Origin of the sequence: Winogradskyella marina (assembly GCF_015645385.1) — a bacterium.
GTDB classification, from domain to species: Bacteria; Bacteroidota; Bacteroidia; order Flavobacteriales; family Flavobacteriaceae; genus Winogradskyella; species Winogradskyella marina.
In genome coordinates this window covers 309,272-328,330 of the sequence record NZ_JADOET010000002.1, presented here as the reverse complement: position 1 = coordinate 328,330, position 19,059 = coordinate 309,272, and the positions used below count along the sequence as shown (strand labels likewise).

Genomic DNA, 19,059 nt, shown 5'->3' with positions numbered 1-19,059 from the left:
TTTTTATTTTAAAAAATTAATACTATGATTTATAACCGTCTTTAATTCCTCAGAAAGTTCATTCTTTTCCCAAGGATGCCTAGTATTAAAAACGTGATTTGCTCCTTCAACAATTTTAAGCTGACTATCGGGATTCCACTGGTGTAATTTTTTGGCTTCACTAATATCTACAGCTGAATCATTTGATCCGTGAATTATTAACTGCGGCATAGGTAATTGTTTTGCTGCAGTTTCAATATGAAGTCTATTTTCATTGACTTTAAAATCTTCAAAAAACTGATAATAATGTGGCATTTGCTGTTTGGTTCTACCATTCACAATGTATTTAACACCTTTATTTTTCCATGCTTCTATTTCAGAATCAGAACCAAATCTAACACCAAAATCGCTTACACTTGCTAAACTTATAAGTTTAGTGACTCTTGTATCTTCCGCAGCTTTAAGTAATGTTATGCCACCTCCTCGACTATGACCTATTAATGAAATTTCGTTGGTGTTGATGTTAGGATTGTTCTTGAAATAGTTTTCAGTCCAGGTAATGATATCGTCTAAATCATCTAATTCTTTGGTGAAGTTATTATTCCCAAAAGCTTCCAAATCTGGAAAATCGATTGGGTTATCCATAGTGCCACCATTATGCGAAAAATTGAATTTTATAAAACAAAATCCGGATTCCGAAAAAGCTTCTGCCATTAGATGCCATGCTCCCCAATCTTTAAACCCTTTGTATCCATGACAAAAAATTACGATGGGTTGATGTTTATTAGACTCTGTATAAAACGCATCAATTAAGAGCGGTTTTTTACCGTTTCGTTGTAAAATTATATTCTTATCAATTTTCATTTGTCTAATTCTTTTTCTACGAAATTCACTTTTGGATTACAGATTTCTACGATGAGTTTTTTAAGTTCTATTTCAAAATTATCTAAAGTTTCATTCGTAATTAATTGATCTCTAGTTCTAGCATGAGATGAAGGTTTTTTACCAAATTTCAAAAAGCCTTCACCTAAATTTTTAAATGAAATTATTCCTGCTTCAATGGGTAACTCAATCTTTTTATTTTGTCGCATCATATACGCATAACACAACACCTGAAATGATTTACTGTACTTATCGTAATCTGTGGTTAATTCTTCCCAGTCAACAATTTCTACTTTGCCTTTATCCACCTTTCCGGATTTGTAATCGACAACGCGTGTAACACCATTAAAACTATCGATTCTATCTACTTTTCCTTTTAATTTAATAGGAAAATCTAAACCTTCAATAGCGATGTCTATTATTTCATCTGCTTCAATAGAAAGGATTTTTATGTCATTACCGTCCTTAAGACTTTCTATTTCTAAATTTAAAAAGTTTGTAATGTAACGTTGTGCAATTTCAAAAATGATAAGGTTTTTTCCACTTGAAAAACCGCCTGTATTATATAACTCTTCAAAGTGTTTAGTTACCATAGCTTTAGTCTCACTTTTAAAGGCTTTTAAATGTTCTATTGTTAAAAAGTGACCAACTAATGGCTTGTAAAAATCTTCAAGAGAATTGTGAATAACTGAACCTAATGTATTGGCAGCAATGTTTTCTTCAACGTCTTCAAACTCTTTTATACCAAGTATTTTTTCGTAATAAAAATCAATAGGATTTCTAATATAATTGGTTAAAGAGGAAGGTGAGTAGCCTTTAGCAGACAATTGTTTTACCTTTTCTATAACCAAACGTGTTTTAATTATTTCAGTTAAATTTTGATCTATTATGGGAACATCTGGTGAAACAATACTTGTTTTTACTTTATGAATGTCTTCAACCTCCAACTGAGTTAAAAACCGACTTTTTTCACCTCCTTTTAAAGCATCGATTTCAGTATTGTACAATATGTAAACGTTTTTAGCACGTTGTAAAAGTCTATAAAAGTGATAAGTATAGACGGCATCCTTTTCTTTAAAGGTTGGTAAGTTGTTTTCAATTTTTACATCGAATGGAATATAGGAATTGTTTGTTTTTCCTGAAGGCAAAATACCTTCGTTTACCGAGCTTATAATAACGGTTTCAAAATCTAAGACACGCGATTCTAACATACCCATAATTTGAAGTCCTTCTAATGGTTCGCCCTTAAAATCCAAGGTTTCAGAACTCAGTAATTCTTTATAAATAGACTGCAATCCTACTATTGAATTTAGGTATTTATAACTAGTATTTAATTCCACTAATTGATTAAATAAGGTGTTAAATCGGTATAAATATTCTAATTCTAAACTGTGGTCTTGCTTGTTACTATCAAAATTCGACTTCATTCTTAAAATGAGCTCAGAACATAGTTTTAAAGCCACTTTAGGATTATTATTCCATGAGTTAAAAAGTAACTCTATAAGTTCTTTATGTGAACTGGTGCGTTGCTTAAGCTCATTAACATTGATATAAACCGTATTATTTTTTTGAATATGAGTAACAATATCGTTTGAAACATTACCATCATCGGTTTCAAACAAAGGGTAAACCGAAGGATGTGACAATACACCAATGACATCCTTGTAATAAAAGTGCTGAGGGTTGTTTTTATGAATATTAAACAGCTGTTCAAAAAATGACGCCAAAGGTACAAATTGTAACGGTAAACCCATCGTCACATTGAGTTTTGTTATGTGCTTAGGAATAGAATTTAACACGGGAAGCAGCAACTGTTCTTCACCTAAAACTACTGCGATGTTAGACAAATTAGTGTCGTTCTCTGTTAACTCGTCTAGCAGTTGTCCAATATATTTGGCCTGGCCCACCAACTTAGGAATACCGATAGCCTCAATATGTTTTGGTTCGCTATAATGGTTAGAAACCCAATTGAAGGGTTCTGTTTTAAAGTAATTCCATTGTTTTCTATGTTGTCTTGTAAACCAACCTGCGTCATGTATGTTATCATCAATAAACGCCTTATCGATGTCCCAATAAATATGTGCTAAGTCATTTTTTAATAAGCCTTGAATAATTTGAGACTCAGCCGTATTTAGGGCATTAAAACCTAAAAATATATGCGTTTTTCCATTAGCATTTTCTATATAAGACTCTAAATTATCTACCGACTCTCTATAAATTAAGCCTTGATACCCTTGCTTTGATTGAAGTAGATTACCTGTAAAGGTTGTGTAGTAATTTTTAAGCTGTTTCCAGAACTTTAAATGGTTTTTAACAAGATCGGTTTGCTTTGGTTCCAAAGACCAATGATTAAGCTCTTTTATAGCATTTAGGTAATCGAAAATATGATCTTGAGGTATGAGATAGCGATCAATCTCATTGAAGTCTTGTAATAAGATTTGAGCCCACTTAGAAAAGGAATCAAAAGACTCTTGTTCCTCTTTAGCTGTCAGTACCAAATACGATTCGTATAGCCTAAATAGTAAATCTGTATTAGGTAGGTTTTGTAAACCAGAAAGTTCTTCAACAAATTCTTCACTACTGAGTATTTGAGGCGTAAAAATAGGTTGTTCTATTAATGAAGAAAGGTGGTGTTTAAGAAAAACACCTGCACGCTTACTCGGTAGAATGAAATGAAGATCCTCTAATTTGAAGTCTTTCTTTTGAAGATCTATGAGAACCGATTTTATAAAACTTATCATTCTATAAAAATAAAAAACGCTCCGAGATTCGGAGCGTTTTTAATATATATTTTAGATGTGATTAGTTTTTCAACTTCACCTCTACACGTCTGTTTTCTTTCTTACCAGCTCTTGTACTGTTGCTAGCGATAGGATTCTCTTCACCGAAACCAGCAGCAGTTAATCTTTCAGAATCAATACCATTAGCGATTAAATAATCTCTAACTGCATTTGCTCTTCTTTCAGATAACGCTTGGTTCATAGATTTAGAACCATCACTATCAGTATGACCTTCTAATGAGAAGTTAGCTTGTGGGTATTCTTTAAAGATAGCCACCATTGACTGTAATACTTGGTCAGTTTGTTTTTGGAAAGTTGCCTTACCAGAGTTAAACAAGATAGATCTAGAATATTCGTTTAATGTATCCATTACTTCTTCAGTTGGCTTAACTTCAGGACAACCATTGTTTGCCACTGTACCAGCTTCGTTAGGACACTTATCGTCTTTGTCTAATACACCGTCACCATCAGTATCTGGCCAAGGACATCCACTGTTTGCAGCAGGACCTGCTTCGTTAGGACAGTTATCATCAGCATCAGCAACACCGTCACCATCAGCATCTGGACAACCAGCTAAACTTTTTAAACCAGCAACCTCAGGACAGTTATCATCTTTATCCATTACACCGTCACCGTCAGAATCAGGACAACCGTTAAATTCAGCTAAACCAGCAGTATTTGGACAATCATCTTTAGAATCTTGGATACCATCGTTATCAGAATCTGGACAACCATTAAAGATCTCTAAACCAGCTTCTTCAGGACAAGCATCATCTTGATCGTATATACCATCACCATCAGTGTCAGTACCACCAAACTTAAACGTAAGACCAACTGAATGTTGGAAATGTTTTGATAAGTAATCTTCGAAAGAATGCTTATAAGTAGATTGAACATCTAAACCTAGCTTTTCAGATAACCAAAATTTAAAACCTAAAGTTCCATTTACAGTTCCAGCACCGATTTCATCAACCCAAGTGTAACCACCACCAACACCTAAATAAGGCTCAACAGTATTAGAGTTAATTACATCCATAAAGCTATATGATACTCTACCATCTAAAGCATAGTAAGTTAAATCATCAACTTTATTAGTTGATTCTTCACCTGTAATAGGATCAAAATTAGAACCAAATTTATCAATTCTGTTTATAGAACCATTGGCAGTAAATGTAAAACCATCACTAAGGTATTTAGACACAGAAAGTGTTGAAATTGATGGAAGGATATTCCAATGATCAGTTGCATTGAAGTATTCGTCAAAATATTCTCCTTGAGGTGTGTCTTCTCCTACAGGGTAAAAGTCAACTGCGTTGGTTCCAAAAGTTATGGCCCATGGATTGTTCTTATCTTGAGCATTAGAGGTGCTAAAACTTGCGATAAGCACTGCGACAAAAAATAATCTGCTAAGATTTTTCATATTCTAATTAATTTAATTTTAAGTGTTAATTGTGGCAAAAATAGGATGTTAAATTATATTAACAAAGACAAATATATAAAATTATTGGGATATTGCTCTATAATACAGCGTTTGTGTTAAAATTTGAATCATTTCAGATAACATTTAATTCTCTTCCCACTTTTGTGAAGGCTGATATTGCTTTATCAAGCTGTTCTTGGTTGTGAGCTGCCGAAAGTTGTACTCTTATTCTGGCTTTTTCTTTAGGTACTACAGGATAAAAGAAACCTATAACATAAATCCCTTCTTCTAATAACATATTGGCCATATTCTGAGATAATTTGGCATCATATAACATTACTGGTACAATGGCTGAATCTCCATCTACAATATCAAAACCTGCTTCTTTCATCCCTTTTTTGAAGTATTTTGTATTCCAATCTACTTTATCTCTAAGTGATGTATCGTTTTTAAGCATATCAAATACTTTAATTGATGCCCCAACAATTGCAGGTGCTAAAGAATTTGAAAACAAATATGGTCTTGAGCGTTGACGTAACAACTCAACAATTTCCTTTTTAGCTGTAGTATAACCTCCCATGGCTCCTCCCATAGCTTTTCCTAAGGTTCCGGTGATAATATCTATTCTTCCTAAAACACCTTTTTCTTCTAAGGTTCCAATACCAGTTTCACCAATAAATCCAGTCGCATGGCACTCATCAATCATAACCATAGCGTCATATTTATCTGCTAAATCACAAATCTTATCTAAAGGAGCTACCAAACCGTCCATAGAAAACACACCATCCGTTACAATAATTTTGAAACGTGCACCATTAGCATTGGCTTCAATTAATTGTGTTTCTAAATCTGCCATGTCGTTATTTTGGTAACGGTATCTTGCTGCTTTACATAATCTAACACCATCAATAATTGAAGCGTGATTTAAAGAATCTGAAATAATAGCATCTTCCTTAGTTAACAAAGGTTCAAAAACTCCTCCATTAGCATCAAAAGCGGCTGCATATAATATAGTATCTTCTGTACCGTAGAAATCTGCGATTTTTTGCTCTAGTTCTTTATGGATATCTTGAGTTCCACAAATGAAGCGTACTGAAGACATACCAAAACCATGCGTATCCATGGTGTCTTTGGCAGCTTGAATAACATCTGGATGTGCCGACAAACCTAAATAATTATTAGCGCAGAAATTTAAAACTTTTTTACCAGTATTAAGTGTAATTTCAGCTCCTTGAGGCGATGTTATAATACGCTCTTCTTTAAAAAGGCCTGCGTCTTTTATAGATTCTATTTCTTGTTGTAAATGTTGTTTTATGTCTCCGTACATGATTTGTTTTTTTATAAATTAAAATAGTGTTGTCTGATAATAGAGTTTAAACCGCTTCGCTGTTAGAAATAAGACGTTAGACTTAACTCTAACTAACTGATAAATATTAGTGTTTTTAAAAAAAAACTATATTTAATTTCTCTCACAACAATTAACAAAAAAGCAAGGCCTCACTATTAAAAAATGAGTAAAAACCTTCTGTTTATATAAAAGTTTAATTCTTATTTTTTAATCAGACTCTAATAATTAAAACAAAGATAATAGGAATAATTAGACTTCTAAGACTTCAACAGCGTCATTTATATAAACTAGTAATTTGTGGATTACATTTAAGTTCATTTCGTTTAAAACAGCTTCGTAATTATTAAGTTGTGAAGCGTGAGATTCTTTGGCATCTCCAGTTTTATAATCTATAAGTATGGCTTCATTTTTAGAATTTATATTTAAGCGGTCTGGACGCATAATCTGACCAGAACTTGTAATAATATCTCGCTCATTATAAATTTTGAAACCCTCGTGAAAATATGTTGCTAATTTAGGATGATTTAAAACCTCTAAAACCAACGATTTTAAAACCTCACTGTGGTCTGTTGTAACGTCTCCTGACAGTAACAGTTCATTAAAGGCAAAATCGACATCTTCAATCGTTTCAATTTTTGAAAGAATTAAATGCACCAAATTACCACGTTCTATTGCTGCTTCTTGTTCAGTATCCCAAAGTAATCCAGATTTAGTGACAATACTTAAACTATGTGCTTCCTTTGGTACCGAAATCAATTGTATAGGACTAGAAGTGTTGTCTTTTTCTGAAACGTTTTCATTAGTTTTCAGTGTTCCGTAGCTGTAACTAAGCTGATTGTCGTTCCACTTGTTGTCGTTCATCAAGAAATTAATAAACAAGCCTGCATAAGATTTCCTGTTGGCTTCTCCTTTAGTATTAATATCTTTTTTCGAAATAATATGTAATTGTTCTACGGCTCTTGTTAAAACCACGTACAACAAATTAATATTGTCTAATTCTAATTGCGATTGATGTGTATTATAAATTAAGCTTCCTGCTTGGCCAAAATGTTCAACATCTTTATTATAATTTAATAATAAGGTCCCAAACCCGTGGTTGTTTTCGGCCTCAACAGGAAACCACACCTTAGGTTCAATTTCTTTATATATATCGAGATCGGCATACGGGAAAATCACTATCGGAAACTCTAAGCCTTTAGATTTATGAATGGTCATAATCTGAACCGCTTCCATATTTTCTGGCGTAACGACACTTAATTTATCAGCTTTCTTTTCAAAATAAGTAACAAAAGCAGCAACATCTGCATTTTGTTTTTGCGTGAATTCTAAAACGACATCTAAAAAGAACTGAAGATAAGCATCGGAAGTTTGATTAAGATTGAATTGTCTAACAATATGTTCTACCAACTCGTAGAGCGGTAATTGAAGACATTGGTTTTTATCAATATAGATATCCAGTTGATTTAATTCGGAAAACATGTCATCAAGATTTTTCTTGAGATAAGTGATAAAAAACTGATGTTTATCTTCAACCTGATGCTGCTCTGCAATATAAGAAAGCACCTCAACTTTTAAACTATCATTTGATGGCTGAACCAATAGTTTTAAGAACGAATTGATAAAATTAACCTTATCAGAATTCTTTAAAAGTAAGGTTTCGGAAGAGGTGATTTTAATACCTTTTTCATTGAGGTAATTAGCGATGGCAACACCTTCTTTTCGTTTTCTGACTAAAACACAAATATCATCTAATGGAAAACCATTGGCTTGACATTCTTGTATTGTTTCAAGTACTTGAGTGGCATACATCTCATGGATATCATCATCTTTCTGAACATCTAAAAAATTAAGATTGACGTAACCTTCGGATGTATTATGCGTATTTTGAGTCGCTTTTTTATAAAGATCGGCATAAGCAGATTCACTGAAAGCCGTTTCACTTAAATAATTAAAAAACAAATTGTTAAACTCAATAACCGCTTTGGCACTTCTATAGTTGGTATCTAATGGCAAAACCTCAGCTTCTAGCTGAAAGGGATTATCAATCTCATTATAAAGTTTTATAAACTGCTCCGCTTCTCCTCCTCTCCATCTATAAATTGCCTGCTTAGCATCACCAACCAACATAGCAGAACCATCTGTTGTTGAAAGTGCATTTTCTAATAATGGCACTAAATTTTCCCATTGCATTTTAGACGTGTCTTGAAACTCATCTATAAAATAATGTTTGAATTTTTCGCCTAAGCGTTCATATATAAAAGGTGTTGGTTGATTCTTAATTTCTTTACCAATAATGGTATTAAATTCTGAAATCAACATTTTATTCTGGTCTGCTTTTAAAATCTCTAATTCGATTTTAATAGCATTTAATACCGAAAGTGGTGTGATGTTTCTATAAAATCCTTTTTTAAGTTTTAAGTCAAAAATTAATCCTTTGCTTTTAAGAAAATCCTCTGCTAACTGTGATTGAATACTTTCTATAGTTGAAGCAACAACGTCCGTTACACGTTTAGGAAATAATGTGTTTCCGAAAACCAAATCATTTTGCCAAGCCGTATCAAAACTTACAGAAAATTGTTTGTTTTTTAATTTCTCAAAATGCTTAGGAAGTGACCCTCTGCTAAAATCATTGAATTGTAAACCCGTTTCTTCTAATAAAGTCAAAGCTTTATTTCCAATGGTTACAATCTGCTCTTCAAGTTGAAGAACCTCCTGAGCTAATTGTTGTTTTAGGTTTTTAAAATCGTCAAGTGTTTTAGTCTTTAAACTATTTATGGCAAAAAGATCATTTTCATTCACCAGCAATTTAGAAATCTTATTAAAATCAAAACTAATATCCCAACTCTTATCGTCGTCTGCTTTTTCTATCGCAAAATCCACAAGCACTTTAGTTAAGGATTTATCAGCTCCTGCTTTTGCAATCAAACTATCTACTGCTTCATTCAAAAGCCGTTCTTGATCTAGTTCTACTTCGAAATTTACAGGTAATTTTAAATCGTGAGCAAAAGTTCTAATTACTCTGTGTGTAAAACCATCTATAGTAGAAATATCAAAGGCTCCATAGTTGTGGATAATATATTTTAAGATGTGTTTTGATTTGTTGTGAAGCATTTCGGGTTTAATGTCTAATTCGTCACAAATCGCCACAAACATAGGATGCGGTTCTGTTAAGCTTTTTTCCGAAGAAAACGATTTTAACATGTCTATAATACGTTCCTTCATTTCGCCAACTGCCTTGTTGGTAAACGTAATGGCTAAAATGGATTTAAACTGATCGTAGCGTTGAGACTGAACCAGTATTTTGAGATACGCTTTTGCCAGCGTGAAGGTTTTTCCACTACCAGCAGAAGCATTGTATATTTTGAAAGCTGAATTTTGCAAGAGATAATTTTTATACCAAAATAGGGAATCTTAATAGTTTATTAAGAGAAAATCAGAGACAATATTGTAAATTTGAGTTCAAACAAAATTTTAACCAATTAAAAACAATACAATTATGGCTTTCGAATTACCGAAATTAAAATATGCTTACGATGCTTTAGAACCAAATATTGATGCTCGCACAATGGAGATTCACCATACTAAACATCACCAAGGCTACACAAATAAACTAAATGCTGCTATTGAAGGTACAGATTTAGAAGGAAAAACTATAGATAATATTCTTATTAACCTAGATATGGATAATAAAGCTGTTAGAAATAATGGTGGAGGTTTTTACAATCACTCATTGTTCTGGGAGGTTATGAATCCTGAAGGAAAAGGACGTTTATCTGGAGATTTAAAAGATGCTATTGAATCTAAGTATGGTTCTTTTGAAGCATTTAAAGATGAATTCTCTAAAGCTGCTGCAACGCAATTTGGCTCTGGTTGGGCTTGGTTGTGTGTACATGAAGGAGGAAAAGTTGAAGTATGCTCAACTCCAAACCAAGACAACCCATTAATGCCTGGTGTTGGCTGTGAAGGTACTCCAATTTTAGGATTAGATGTTTGGGAGCACGCGTATTATTTAAATTACCAAAACAGAAGACCAGATTACATTGAAGCATTTTTTAATGTTATTAACTGGAATGAAGTTGAAAGACGTTACGCTGAAGGTAAGTAATTAAAAGCTTTATATATATAAAAGAATCTAAGTCTTGTAAGAGGCTTAGATTTTTTGTTTTATAGATGGTTTTGGTATTTTTATATAACCGCAACAATCTTAAAAGTATTGTTCCTAAACACAATCTCGTCGCCTACCGTTTTAGATAGTAATAATTGCGCAATCGGTGTTGCGGCCGAAATGGCAAAATAAGTAATATTGTCAATGGTAATTTCACCAGCGCTTATACTTATAAAGTAATTAGATTGCGTTGTTTTTACAACACTTCCTAAGGCGACTTTACTATGTTTTGACTCAAAATTTACTTTCCGAATAATTTGTTGTTGCTTTTCAATTTCAGATAATTGATGACCTGCTTTTTCGCGCTCTAATTGCAACATGGCTCTGCCTGTTTCGTGCTTATCTCCTGCACTACTTTTGGTTTCTGACTGTAATGAATTTTGAAGGTCTAAAATTGTATTATTAACCGTAGTTAATCGGTTATCAATAAAAGTTAAGCAAGCCTTATATAGTTCTTCTTTTACTGTCATTTTTGGGGTTTTAAATCAAACGGTCCATAGAATTTCATCTGTCTTACAATCCATTCTTTTCGCTTTTGAATATAAGCAGAGGCAGGATTTGCACGATATTGCCGTGGATTAGGTAAAATTGAAACGATAGCAGCAGCTTGATAAGTCGATAAATTAGCACTCGATGTTTTAAACCAATATTGTGATGCGGCTTCAACTCCATAAATACCATTTCCCATTTCAATACTATTTAAATACACTTCTAAAATACGTTCTTTACTCCAAATGGTTTCAATTAAAAACGTGAAATAAGCCTCTAAACCTTTTCGCAACCAACTTCGATCTGGCCATAGAAATACATTTTTAGCTGTTTGCTGACTTATAGTACTTCCACCTCTAATACGTTTTCCTTGTTTATTATATTCATAAGCTTTTTCTATAGCTTCAATATCAAAACCATTATGCGTTAAAAACTTTTGATCTTCACTACAAATAACAGCGAGCTGTATGTTTTTTGAAATGTCGTTTATAGGCACCCAATTGTGTTTCCATGTTTTGGTTTCATCAGTATTTTCAACATAGCGCATAACCATTAATGGGGTAAACGGAACTGGCACATACTTAAACACAACCACCAAACCGACAGAAAGCACAATAAACCATAGAAAGAGTTTAATAAAAAGTCGAAGTATTCGTTTCATCAGTTACTCTATTAAATCTGCTAATTGTTTTCCAATAGTGCTGCCAATTGCAACACCCATTCCACCTAAACGTACACCACAAAACACATTATTACTTAGTTGTTTTACTATGGGTTGTTTTTGTTGACCAACTCCCATAATTCCAGACCAACTATGTTCTATTTCAAAATTGGTATTGGGTAAAATGGTTGTTTTCAAAAGGTCTTCTAACTTTTGTTGTATAATTTCTGTTTGTCCAAACTCCGTGGTTTCTTCGGTTTTAAAATCGAGGTTACGACCACCACCTAACAAAATTCGATTATCAATATTTCTGAAATAGTAATAGCCTTCATCTAAGTGAAATGTGCCTTTAATGTGTAAATCCGTAATGGGTTTTGTAATTAAAACTTGTGCTCTTGCTGGTTTAACTTTTGGAATATTTAATTGTTTTGCAAATCCGTTGGTAGCTATAAAAAGTTTCTTGGTTGATAATGAAAAATGGTTAGTTTTTAATTTCACAGCATCTGAATCTTCTGAAAATGATGCTACAGCACAATTGTTCAATATTTTTATGCCTAAGGACTGTACTTTGTGTAACAGCGCATCCATCATTTTTCCGGTATCAATTTGACTTTCAAAAGGATTAAAACCGTATGTTGATTTTATGTTTTTGAAACCAAAATTATTCGGTTTAAACGAAAACACATCTGAATTAAATATTGGATGGAGTAATGTATTGATCTCTTTTTGCTTTTCAATACATAACTGATACAAGTGCTCATCAGAATCTAAAAATAATTCATAACCACCTAAATTTTGATAATCTATAGCGTCATCACCTAATGTTTCGCGAAGTAATTTAAGGCCAGCTAGGCGTTGTTTAACTAAGTCTAAAACTTCAGGTTCGGAATGGTGTTTTAAGTCATCCATTATTTCACTTAAACTTCCAAAGCATGCAAAACCTGCATTTTTTGTACTAGCTCCTTGCGGAAGAATCCCTTTTTCAAGAATTACAATCTTTGACTTAGGAAATCGCCGATGCAATTGAAGTGCGCAATTAAGACCTACAATTCCGCTACCAACAATAGTAAAATCAATGTTAGATAACCAGTTTTTTATTTCCCAATATGATAAATTCATAGTAAAAAAAGCTCCTAAATTAGGAGCTTTTAAAGTGATAAATTACGTGTTTAATCTACTATAATTTTCTTCGTTACTTTTTGCTCTCCATCTGTAATGGTTAGCAAATACACACCAGATTGTGCATTATTAAGCTGAACGGTTTCTTCGAATCTACTGATATTATTATAGTTTTTTGAATAGATAGATCGTCCTCTAATATCATGAACCACAACTGAAACATCTTCACCAGATCTTGGGTTAAACTGAATATTAAACTCACCTGTATTTGGGTTAGGATAAATGCTTAATTGATCTAATTCGTTTTCTTCAACTGATAAAACCGCTTCAAAAGAGTTTTTACATACTTCTATGGTCACAGAATTAATGGCGCTATTCGTATTATTTACTGTGCTGTCAAAAATATAAAACACCCAATTTCCTTCGGAGTTTGTACCATTTACAACGGATAATGCATCTTCTGGCGCCACAGTATTTCCATTACTTAGAGTTGAACAATTAATAGCACCACCTTCATCGTCAAAAACTAAATTTGGATTAGCACTACCTGAGCACTCTTGAGATGCTAATCTTATAAGAAATGAACCAGCATAAGCTGGATGTCTAAAGCCATAAAATAAATCACCACTGTTAGGATGTGTTATATCTACGGAAATATTTGCATCTGTCATTATAAAAGAAGCAGGCATTTCTAACGAAAAAGCACTGTAAGACGAAGCATTTTCTGGAACTGGTGCACCTCCAAAATTATATACATAACTTTCACATACCTCTACAGTTTCATAAGCATAATTACCAATTGCAAAAAAGGACGTATTTAGGTTATAAAATATATTTCCAGCACCTTCTACCATAATTCTACATTTAGGTGCGCTTACATTAGGTACAGTAATTGAATGCGAGCCATCATTTGGTACATTAGAAGCCAAAACAGTATCGTAAGTTAAGCCTTCGTCTGTTGAAAGTAATATGTTAACATTTGCGGTATTAACTCCGTTACCTGTTGTACCAGCCACATTCCAAGTTATGGTTTCTGTTTCACCTGGTGTCCAAACTATTTCATTTGTATTTTGTGATGTTACTGTAAATGGGCCAGCTGCTGAGACATTAGTAATAAACATTTGGTCCGAATCTGTCTGACCTCCTCGAGCATCATTATCTCTTACGGTTAATACAAAATTAATAGCTCTATCAACACTTGCTAACTTTTCCCATGCTGTTGATGTGCCTCCATTAAATAAAACATCTGAAAGTCTTGGTACATATCTAACTGGGTTTTCGGTACCTTCAAAAGATCGTACTAACGGTCCTGAAAAATTAGTTTCACTTGGAGATCCTGCTGAGCCTAAATCATATTGTTCCCAAGTATAAGTTAATGTTTCCAATCCATCAACGTCTGTAGATCCATCTCCATTTAATTTATAAGGTGTTCCTTGAGGTATGGTATAATTAGCTCCTGCATTTGCATCTGGTTCTGTATTTCCAGTAGTTGTTCTGCTTACAGGACACGCACCTGTACTTGTCACATGATTCCAAATTCTATTTATACTATTCTGATGAAAATAAGCATCACTACCAACTTGAATATTATCAGAACCACAGATACCTGCATAAGCCATAATTGTAGAACCACTTCCAGGCTCATAAGCATTTGAAGCAGATCTATTTCCTTGTCCACAATTGCCCACTATTCCATTAAAAGTATGTGGTGCACCGAATTGATGCCCCAATTCATGTGCAACAAAATCTATATCAAAAGCATCACCGATTGGTTGTGCCACTCCCGTAACTCCTCGTGCTTTAAAATTAGTATTACAAGTTACACCTGGAGACGCTAATCCACCTGCTCCTGTACTAAAGGTATGACCAACATCATAGTTACTAGATCCAATAACTGAATTGATAATACTCTGACTTTGACTTATCAGTATAGATTCATTATTATTATCAAAAGGATCATCATCTTCATCTGTATATATGATACTCGCGTTATTTGCCACTAAAGTTAAGGTAATTGATAAATCGCGCTCGTAAACACTATTAACTCTATTTATCGTTACAACTATTGCAGCCATTGCATCAGCAACAGTTCCTCCATGAAATTGAGCATATTCTCCTGTACAAGCTACTGCAAGACGGTAATCTCTTAAGGTGCCATCATTTGCATTTCTTGCCAGAGGTGCTTCAAAATTAGTGGTTTCTAATAAGGGATCATCTATTACACCACATTCAAAGTCAAAATCTCGATCAACTAAATTTCTTTTAGAATAAACCGCATAGATGTTACCTTCCTTAGAAAACGGATCAATAAATTGAGTACCATAAGATGATCCTAAAGTCATGCCATGAAATCCTTTTGGTGTAATACTGAACCTAATTATTTCATTAGGGTTATCGATTCCTTGGCCTGCATATGTTTTCATATTTGGAAACTGAGCTTCTAGCTCTGACTCCATCATTGCCACTTCAAACACCTTAAAATCATTTAGTTTTCCTTCTGAATTTGGAAAAGAAATAATAGTATGACCTGGGTTTTCTCTATTCCCAACACTTTGAACTTTAACTTTTAATCGTTCAAGGTTTAGTTGAAAGAATTTTTCGGATTTAAGGTTTACTTTTCTTAAAACTTGTTCGGACTGTTTTGCCTTTGATTCGCTAATACTTGTCCACAACTCACTTGAGGATTGTGAAGTCGCTGAAATAGAAAAGCATACCATTATTATGGCAATACTTTTTACTACGTAATTTTGATACATAATTCTTCTTTTTTTATAATCCTTAAAGTTAAGCTAATTATTTTATTAATAATAAATCATGTGGAGTAGAATACTTGGAGAAACGTCATTAAATAAAAAAAACCCAAACTTACATTTGGGTTTTTTTTCTATTCTTCGATCTCTTTTTCTAATTTAAAATCTTCCATAAATTTAGTGGTATAATTACCGGCTAAATAGTCTGGATGATCCATTAATTGTCTATGAAAAGGAATTGTTGTTTTAATACCTTCAATGACGAATTCGTCTAGGGCACGTTTCATTTTATTAATCGCTTCTTCTCTGGTTTGCGCAGTAGTAATTAACTTAGCAATCATAGAGTCGTAGTTTGGAGGAATAATATAACCAGCATAAACATGCGTATCTAAACGCACTCCGTGTCCACCTGGAGCATGAAGTGTTGTAATTCTACCTGGTGACGGTCTAAAATCATTGAACGGATCTTCTGCATTAATTCTACACTCTATAGAATGTAAATTTGGTGTATAGTTTTTACCAGAAATTGGTACTCCTGCAGCGACTAGTATTTGCTCACGAATTAAATCGAAATCAATAACTTGTTCTGTGATTGGGTGCTCTACTTGAATACGTGTATTCATTTCCATAAAGTAGAAGTTTCTGTGCTTATCCACTAAAAACTCAACCGTTCCAGCTCCTTCATACTTAATAAACTCTGCAGCTTTTACTGCAGCTTTACCCATTTTAGTTCTCAGTTTATCAGTCATAAACGGAGAAGGCACTTCTTCTGTTAACTTTTGATGACGTCTCTGTATAGAGCAGTCGCGTTCTGATAAATGACAAGCTTTTCCACGAGAGTCACCAACGATTTGTATTTCAATATGGCGTGGCTCTTCAATAAGCTTTTCCATATACATATCATCATTTCCAAAAGCCGCTTTAGATTCTGAACGTGCAGATTCCCATGCATTTTGAAGGTCTTCTGCTTTCCAAACGGCACGCATCCCTTTTCCACCTCCACCTGCAGAAGCTTTAAGCATTACAGGATAACCTGTTTCTTTAGCTAATTTTTTACAGTCTTCAAACGTTTCAATGACACCTTCACTTCCTGGTACACAAGGTACTCCTGCTGCTTTCATGGTCGCTTTAGCATTTGCCTTATCTCCCATTCTATTAATCATATCTTCAGACGCACCTATAAACTTAATGCCATGCTCTTCACATATTTTTGAAAATTTTGCATTTTCTGATAAGAAACCGTAGCCAGGATGAATGGCATCTGCATTTGTAATTTCTGCAGCAGCAATAATATTTGATATTTTTAAGTACGATTCGCTACTTGGAGGAGGTCCTATACAAACAGCTTCATCTGCAAACTTTACATGTAGACTTTCTGCATCTACTGTAGAGTATACAGCTACCGTTCGTATGCCCATTTCTTTACAGGTTCTAATAACTCTAAGCGCTATTTCACCTCTATTGGCAATTAGTATTTTTTTAAACATAACTTTTAGGTATTTAAAATTTCAAATTCCAAATTTCTATGTATTCAGAAATTATACTTTGGAATTTTAAATTGGGTTATGATGGATCTACCAAGAATAATGGCTGATCGAACTCTACTGGAGACGCATCGTCAACTAGTACTTTTACAATTTTACCAGAAACCTCTGACTCAATTTCGTTAAATAACTTCATCGCTTCGATAACACAAAGCACATCACCTTCTTTAATATCTGTACCTACTTCTACAAAAACTGGTTTGTCTGGAGCAGGCTTGCGATAAAATGTACCAATTATTGGTGACTTTATGGTGATATATTTTGAATCTTCTGCGGCAGGTGTTGGTGTAGCTGCAGCTTCTGGCGCTGGTGCTGCAGCTTGTGCTACTGGCGCTGGTTGTTGCATTACAGGAGCCGCTTGCATTGGTACTTGTTGTACAATTGTAGTCTCGCTTTCTGAACCGGTTCTAATGGTGATTTTAATATCATCCATTTCTAACTTAACTTCGCTTGCTCCAGATTTGGCAACAAATTTAATTAAGTTCTGAATTTCTTTGATATCCATAATTTTAGATATTTTTTGATTAGTTAGTTTTTAATTAGGAATTGTAAGCCCACTTAAGATAAATTGAGCCCCAAGTAAATCCGCCACCAAAGGCAGCAAATATAATTTTATCACCTTTTTTAAGTTGTGATTCGTAATCAAACAATAGTAATGGTAAGGTAGCGGAAGTCGTATTTCCATACCTCTGAATATTTATCATTACTTTATCTTCTTCTAATTCAATTCTATTAGCTGTAGCATCAATAATACGTTTATTGGCTTGGTGCGCTGCTAACCATGCAATATCATCGTTTGTAAGATTATTTCTTTTCATAATCCTTTCTGATACATCTGCCATATTAAAAACAGCATTTTTGAATACTGTTTTTCCGTCTTGAAAGACATAATGTTTTCCTTCGTTAAAAGTATCTTTGGTTATAGGATAAGACGACCCTCCGTAAGTGGCTTGTAAAAACTCTCTTCCTTCACCATTACTTCGAAGTAATTCATCTTGCAAACCTAAACCTTCTTCATTAGGTTCAAAAAGTACAGCACCTGCACCATCTCCAAAGATAATACACGTTGCTCTGTCTTTATAGTTTATAAATGATGAATTTTTATCGGCTCCTATTAAAAGAATTTTTTTATAGCGACCGGCTTCTATATAAGCTGTTGCCGTAGACATTCCGAAAAGAAAACTAGAACATGCTGCTTCCAAATCGTATGAAAATGCATTCACGGCTCCAATTTCTGTTGCTGTATACGCTGCGGTTGATGCGGCTTTCATATCTGGTGATGCCGTACAAACAATAACTAGGTCAATTTCTTTAGGGTCTAATCCCTTTTTTTGGATTAAATCCTCTGCCGCTTTAATGGCTAAAAACGAGGTACCTTTTCCTTCCTCTTTAAGAATTCGACGTTCTTTTATACCTGTTCTTGAGGTGATCCACTCGTCATTGGTTTCAACCATTGTTTCGAGGATTTTGTTCGTTAAAACATATTCAGGAACATAGCCTCCGACAGCTGTAATTGCCGCTGTGATTTTACTCATTATTAGCTTTTAGATTAATTAAAAGTATGAAAAATAGATAGAAAAACAGTGTGTTTTATTCAATTTTCCGCGTTTTTTGGCAAATAGTAACGCAAAGTAAGTGGTTTTTGCTCTATTCAAAAAATAATAACAAAAAAAACGCTCACATAGGAGCGTTTTCTTGTATGCATGCATAATACTTATGCTGCGTTTTCTTCTTCAACAGAGTTGTCAATAAGCACTTGACCTCTATAATATAATTTACCTTCGTGCCAATGAGCTCTATGGTATAAGTGTGGCTCACCAGTTGTTGGGCAAGTTGCTATTTGAGGTACAGAAGCTTTGTAATGTGTTCTTCTTTTATCTCTTCTTGTTTTCGATATTTTACGCTTTGGATGTGCCATTTTA

14 protein-coding genes are annotated in these 19,059 nt (G+C 33.8%); 1 reads left to right on the top strand and 13 read right to left on the bottom strand.

All coding sequences use genetic code 11. The features are described 5' to 3' along the window. Positions 1 to 3: 3 nt before the first annotated feature. From ITJ86_RS04590 to ITJ86_RS04570, 5 genes are all read right to left on the bottom strand, one after another. The gene (locus ITJ86_RS04590; protein WP_195870431.1) at positions 4 to 843 is read right to left on the bottom strand and encodes an alpha/beta hydrolase family protein; all 840 of its coding nucleotides are present in this window, start codon (positions 841 to 843) and stop codon (positions 4 to 6) included. Next, positions 840 to 3,602, bottom strand: coding sequence for a PD-(D/E)XK nuclease family protein (locus ITJ86_RS04585; RefSeq protein ID WP_195870430.1), 2,763 nt, complete (start codon positions 3,600 to 3,602; stop codon positions 840 to 842). Before ITJ86_RS04585 ends, ITJ86_RS04590 begins: the two co-directional genes overlap by 4 nt. Positions 3,603 to 3,663: 61 nt before the next feature. After that, a complete protein-coding gene (locus ITJ86_RS04580; protein WP_195870429.1) occupies positions 3,664 to 5,061 on the bottom strand; it encodes an OmpA family protein in 1,398 nt (465 codons plus the stop codon). A gap of 133 nt (positions 5,062 to 5,194) precedes the next feature. Then, the gene (gene kbl, locus ITJ86_RS04575) at positions 5,195 to 6,388 is read right to left on the bottom strand and encodes a glycine C-acetyltransferase (protein WP_195870428.1); all 1,194 of its coding nucleotides are present in this window, start codon (positions 6,386 to 6,388) and stop codon (positions 5,195 to 5,197) included. Positions 6,389 to 6,658: 270 nt separating this feature from the next. After that, positions 6,659 to 9,790: a UvrD-helicase domain-containing protein gene (locus ITJ86_RS04570; protein ID WP_195870427.1), complete on the bottom strand. Its 3,132-nt coding sequence runs from the start codon at positions 9,788 to 9,790 to the stop codon at positions 6,659 to 6,661. A gap of 115 nt (positions 9,791 to 9,905) precedes the next feature. On the opposite strand from ITJ86_RS04570, the gene ITJ86_RS04565 reads away from it, so the two are divergent. Beyond that, positions 9,906 to 10,514 (top strand): superoxide dismutase, encoded by a 609-nt coding sequence (locus tag ITJ86_RS04565; protein ID WP_195870426.1) that lies wholly within the window; start codon positions 9,906 to 9,908, stop codon positions 10,512 to 10,514. 80 nt (positions 10,515 to 10,594) lie between these two features. On the opposite strand, the gene ITJ86_RS04560 is transcribed toward ITJ86_RS04565, so the two are convergent. The 8 genes from ITJ86_RS04560 to rpmF form a co-directional block, all read right to left on the bottom strand. Beyond that, positions 10,595 to 11,044 (bottom strand): GreA/GreB family elongation factor, encoded by a 450-nt coding sequence (locus ITJ86_RS04560; RefSeq protein ID WP_195870425.1) that lies wholly within the window; start codon positions 11,042 to 11,044, stop codon positions 10,595 to 10,597. Continuing rightward, entirely contained in the window at positions 11,041 to 11,724 is a 684-nt protein-coding gene (gene mtgA, locus ITJ86_RS04555; RefSeq protein ID WP_195870424.1) for a monofunctional biosynthetic peptidoglycan transglycosylase, read from the bottom strand. The genes ITJ86_RS04560 and mtgA overlap by 4 nt, the downstream gene beginning before the upstream one ends. Before the next feature lie 3 nt (positions 11,725 to 11,727). Further along, entirely contained in the window at positions 11,728 to 12,843 is a 1,116-nt protein-coding gene (locus tag ITJ86_RS04550; RefSeq protein WP_195870423.1) for an NAD(P)/FAD-dependent oxidoreductase, read from the bottom strand. A 50-nt stretch (positions 12,844 to 12,893) separates the two neighbouring features. Continuing rightward, positions 12,894 to 15,599 carry a zinc-dependent metalloprotease gene (locus ITJ86_RS04545; protein WP_195870422.1) on the bottom strand — a complete coding sequence of 902 codons (2,706 nt, stop codon included), beginning with the start codon at positions 15,597 to 15,599 and terminating at the stop codon, positions 12,894 to 12,896. 128 nt (positions 15,600 to 15,727) lie between these two features. Then, complete coding sequence (gene accC, locus ITJ86_RS04540; RefSeq protein WP_195870421.1) at positions 15,728 to 17,080, bottom strand: acetyl-CoA carboxylase biotin carboxylase subunit; 1,353 nt, start codon at positions 17,078 to 17,080, stop codon at positions 15,728 to 15,730. A 76-nt stretch (positions 17,081 to 17,156) separates the two neighbouring features. Beyond that, on the bottom strand, positions 17,157 to 17,642 hold the full coding sequence (accB, locus tag ITJ86_RS04535; protein ID WP_195870420.1) for an acetyl-CoA carboxylase biotin carboxyl carrier protein: 486 nt from the start codon (positions 17,640 to 17,642) through the stop codon (positions 17,157 to 17,159). A gap of 34 nt (positions 17,643 to 17,676) precedes the next feature. Next, complete coding sequence (locus ITJ86_RS04530; RefSeq protein WP_195870419.1) at positions 17,677 to 18,672, bottom strand: beta-ketoacyl-ACP synthase III; 996 nt, start codon at positions 18,670 to 18,672, stop codon at positions 17,677 to 17,679. Positions 18,673 to 18,851: 179 nt separating this feature from the next. Continuing rightward, entirely contained in the window at positions 18,852 to 19,055 is a 204-nt protein-coding gene (gene rpmF / locus ITJ86_RS04525) for a 50S ribosomal protein L32 (RefSeq protein ID WP_115815437.1), read from the bottom strand. Positions 19,056 to 19,059: the final 4 nt, after the last annotated feature.

What these genes read in the sequence shown, in the direction of transcription:
- ITJ86_RS04590 (WP_195870431.1), bottom strand. Translation starts at nt 843, where the DNA reads ATGAAAATTGATAAGAATATAATTTTACAACGAAACGGTAAAAAACCG.
- ITJ86_RS04585 (WP_195870430.1), bottom strand. Translation starts at nt 3,602, where the DNA reads ATGATAAGTTTTATAAAATCGGTTCTCATAGATCTTCAAAAGAAAGAC.
- ITJ86_RS04580 (WP_195870429.1), bottom strand. Translation starts at nt 5,061, where the DNA reads ATGAAAAATCTTAGCAGATTATTTTTTGTCGCAGTGCTTATCGCAAGT.
- kbl (WP_195870428.1), bottom strand. Translation starts at nt 6,388, where the DNA reads ATGTACGGAGACATAAAACAACATTTACAACAAGAAATAGAATCTATA.
- ITJ86_RS04565 (WP_195870426.1), top strand. Translation starts at nt 9,906, where the DNA reads ATGGCTTTCGAATTACCGAAATTAAAATATGCTTACGATGCTTTAGAA.
- ITJ86_RS04560 (WP_195870425.1), bottom strand. Translation starts at nt 11,044, where the DNA reads ATGACAGTAAAAGAAGAACTATATAAGGCTTGCTTAACTTTTATTGAT.
- mtgA (WP_195870424.1), bottom strand. Translation starts at nt 11,724, where the DNA reads ATGAAACGAATACTTCGACTTTTTATTAAACTCTTTCTATGGTTTATT.
- ITJ86_RS04550 (WP_195870423.1), bottom strand. Translation starts at nt 12,843, where the DNA reads ATGAATTTATCATATTGGGAAATAAAAAACTGGTTATCTAACATTGAT.
- ITJ86_RS04545 (WP_195870422.1), bottom strand. Translation starts at nt 15,599, where the DNA reads ATGTATCAAAATTACGTAGTAAAAAGTATTGCCATAATAATGGTATGC.
- accC (WP_195870421.1), bottom strand. Translation starts at nt 17,080, where the DNA reads ATGTTTAAAAAAATACTAATTGCCAATAGAGGTGAAATAGCGCTTAGA.
- accB (WP_195870420.1), bottom strand. Translation starts at nt 17,642, where the DNA reads ATGGATATCAAAGAAATTCAGAACTTAATTAAATTTGTTGCCAAATCT.
- ITJ86_RS04530 (WP_195870419.1), bottom strand. Translation starts at nt 18,672, where the DNA reads ATGAGTAAAATCACAGCGGCAATTACAGCTGTCGGAGGCTATGTTCCT.
- rpmF (WP_115815437.1), bottom strand. Translation starts at nt 19,055, where the DNA reads ATGGCACATCCAAAGCGTAAAATATCGAAAACAAGAAGAGATAAAAGA.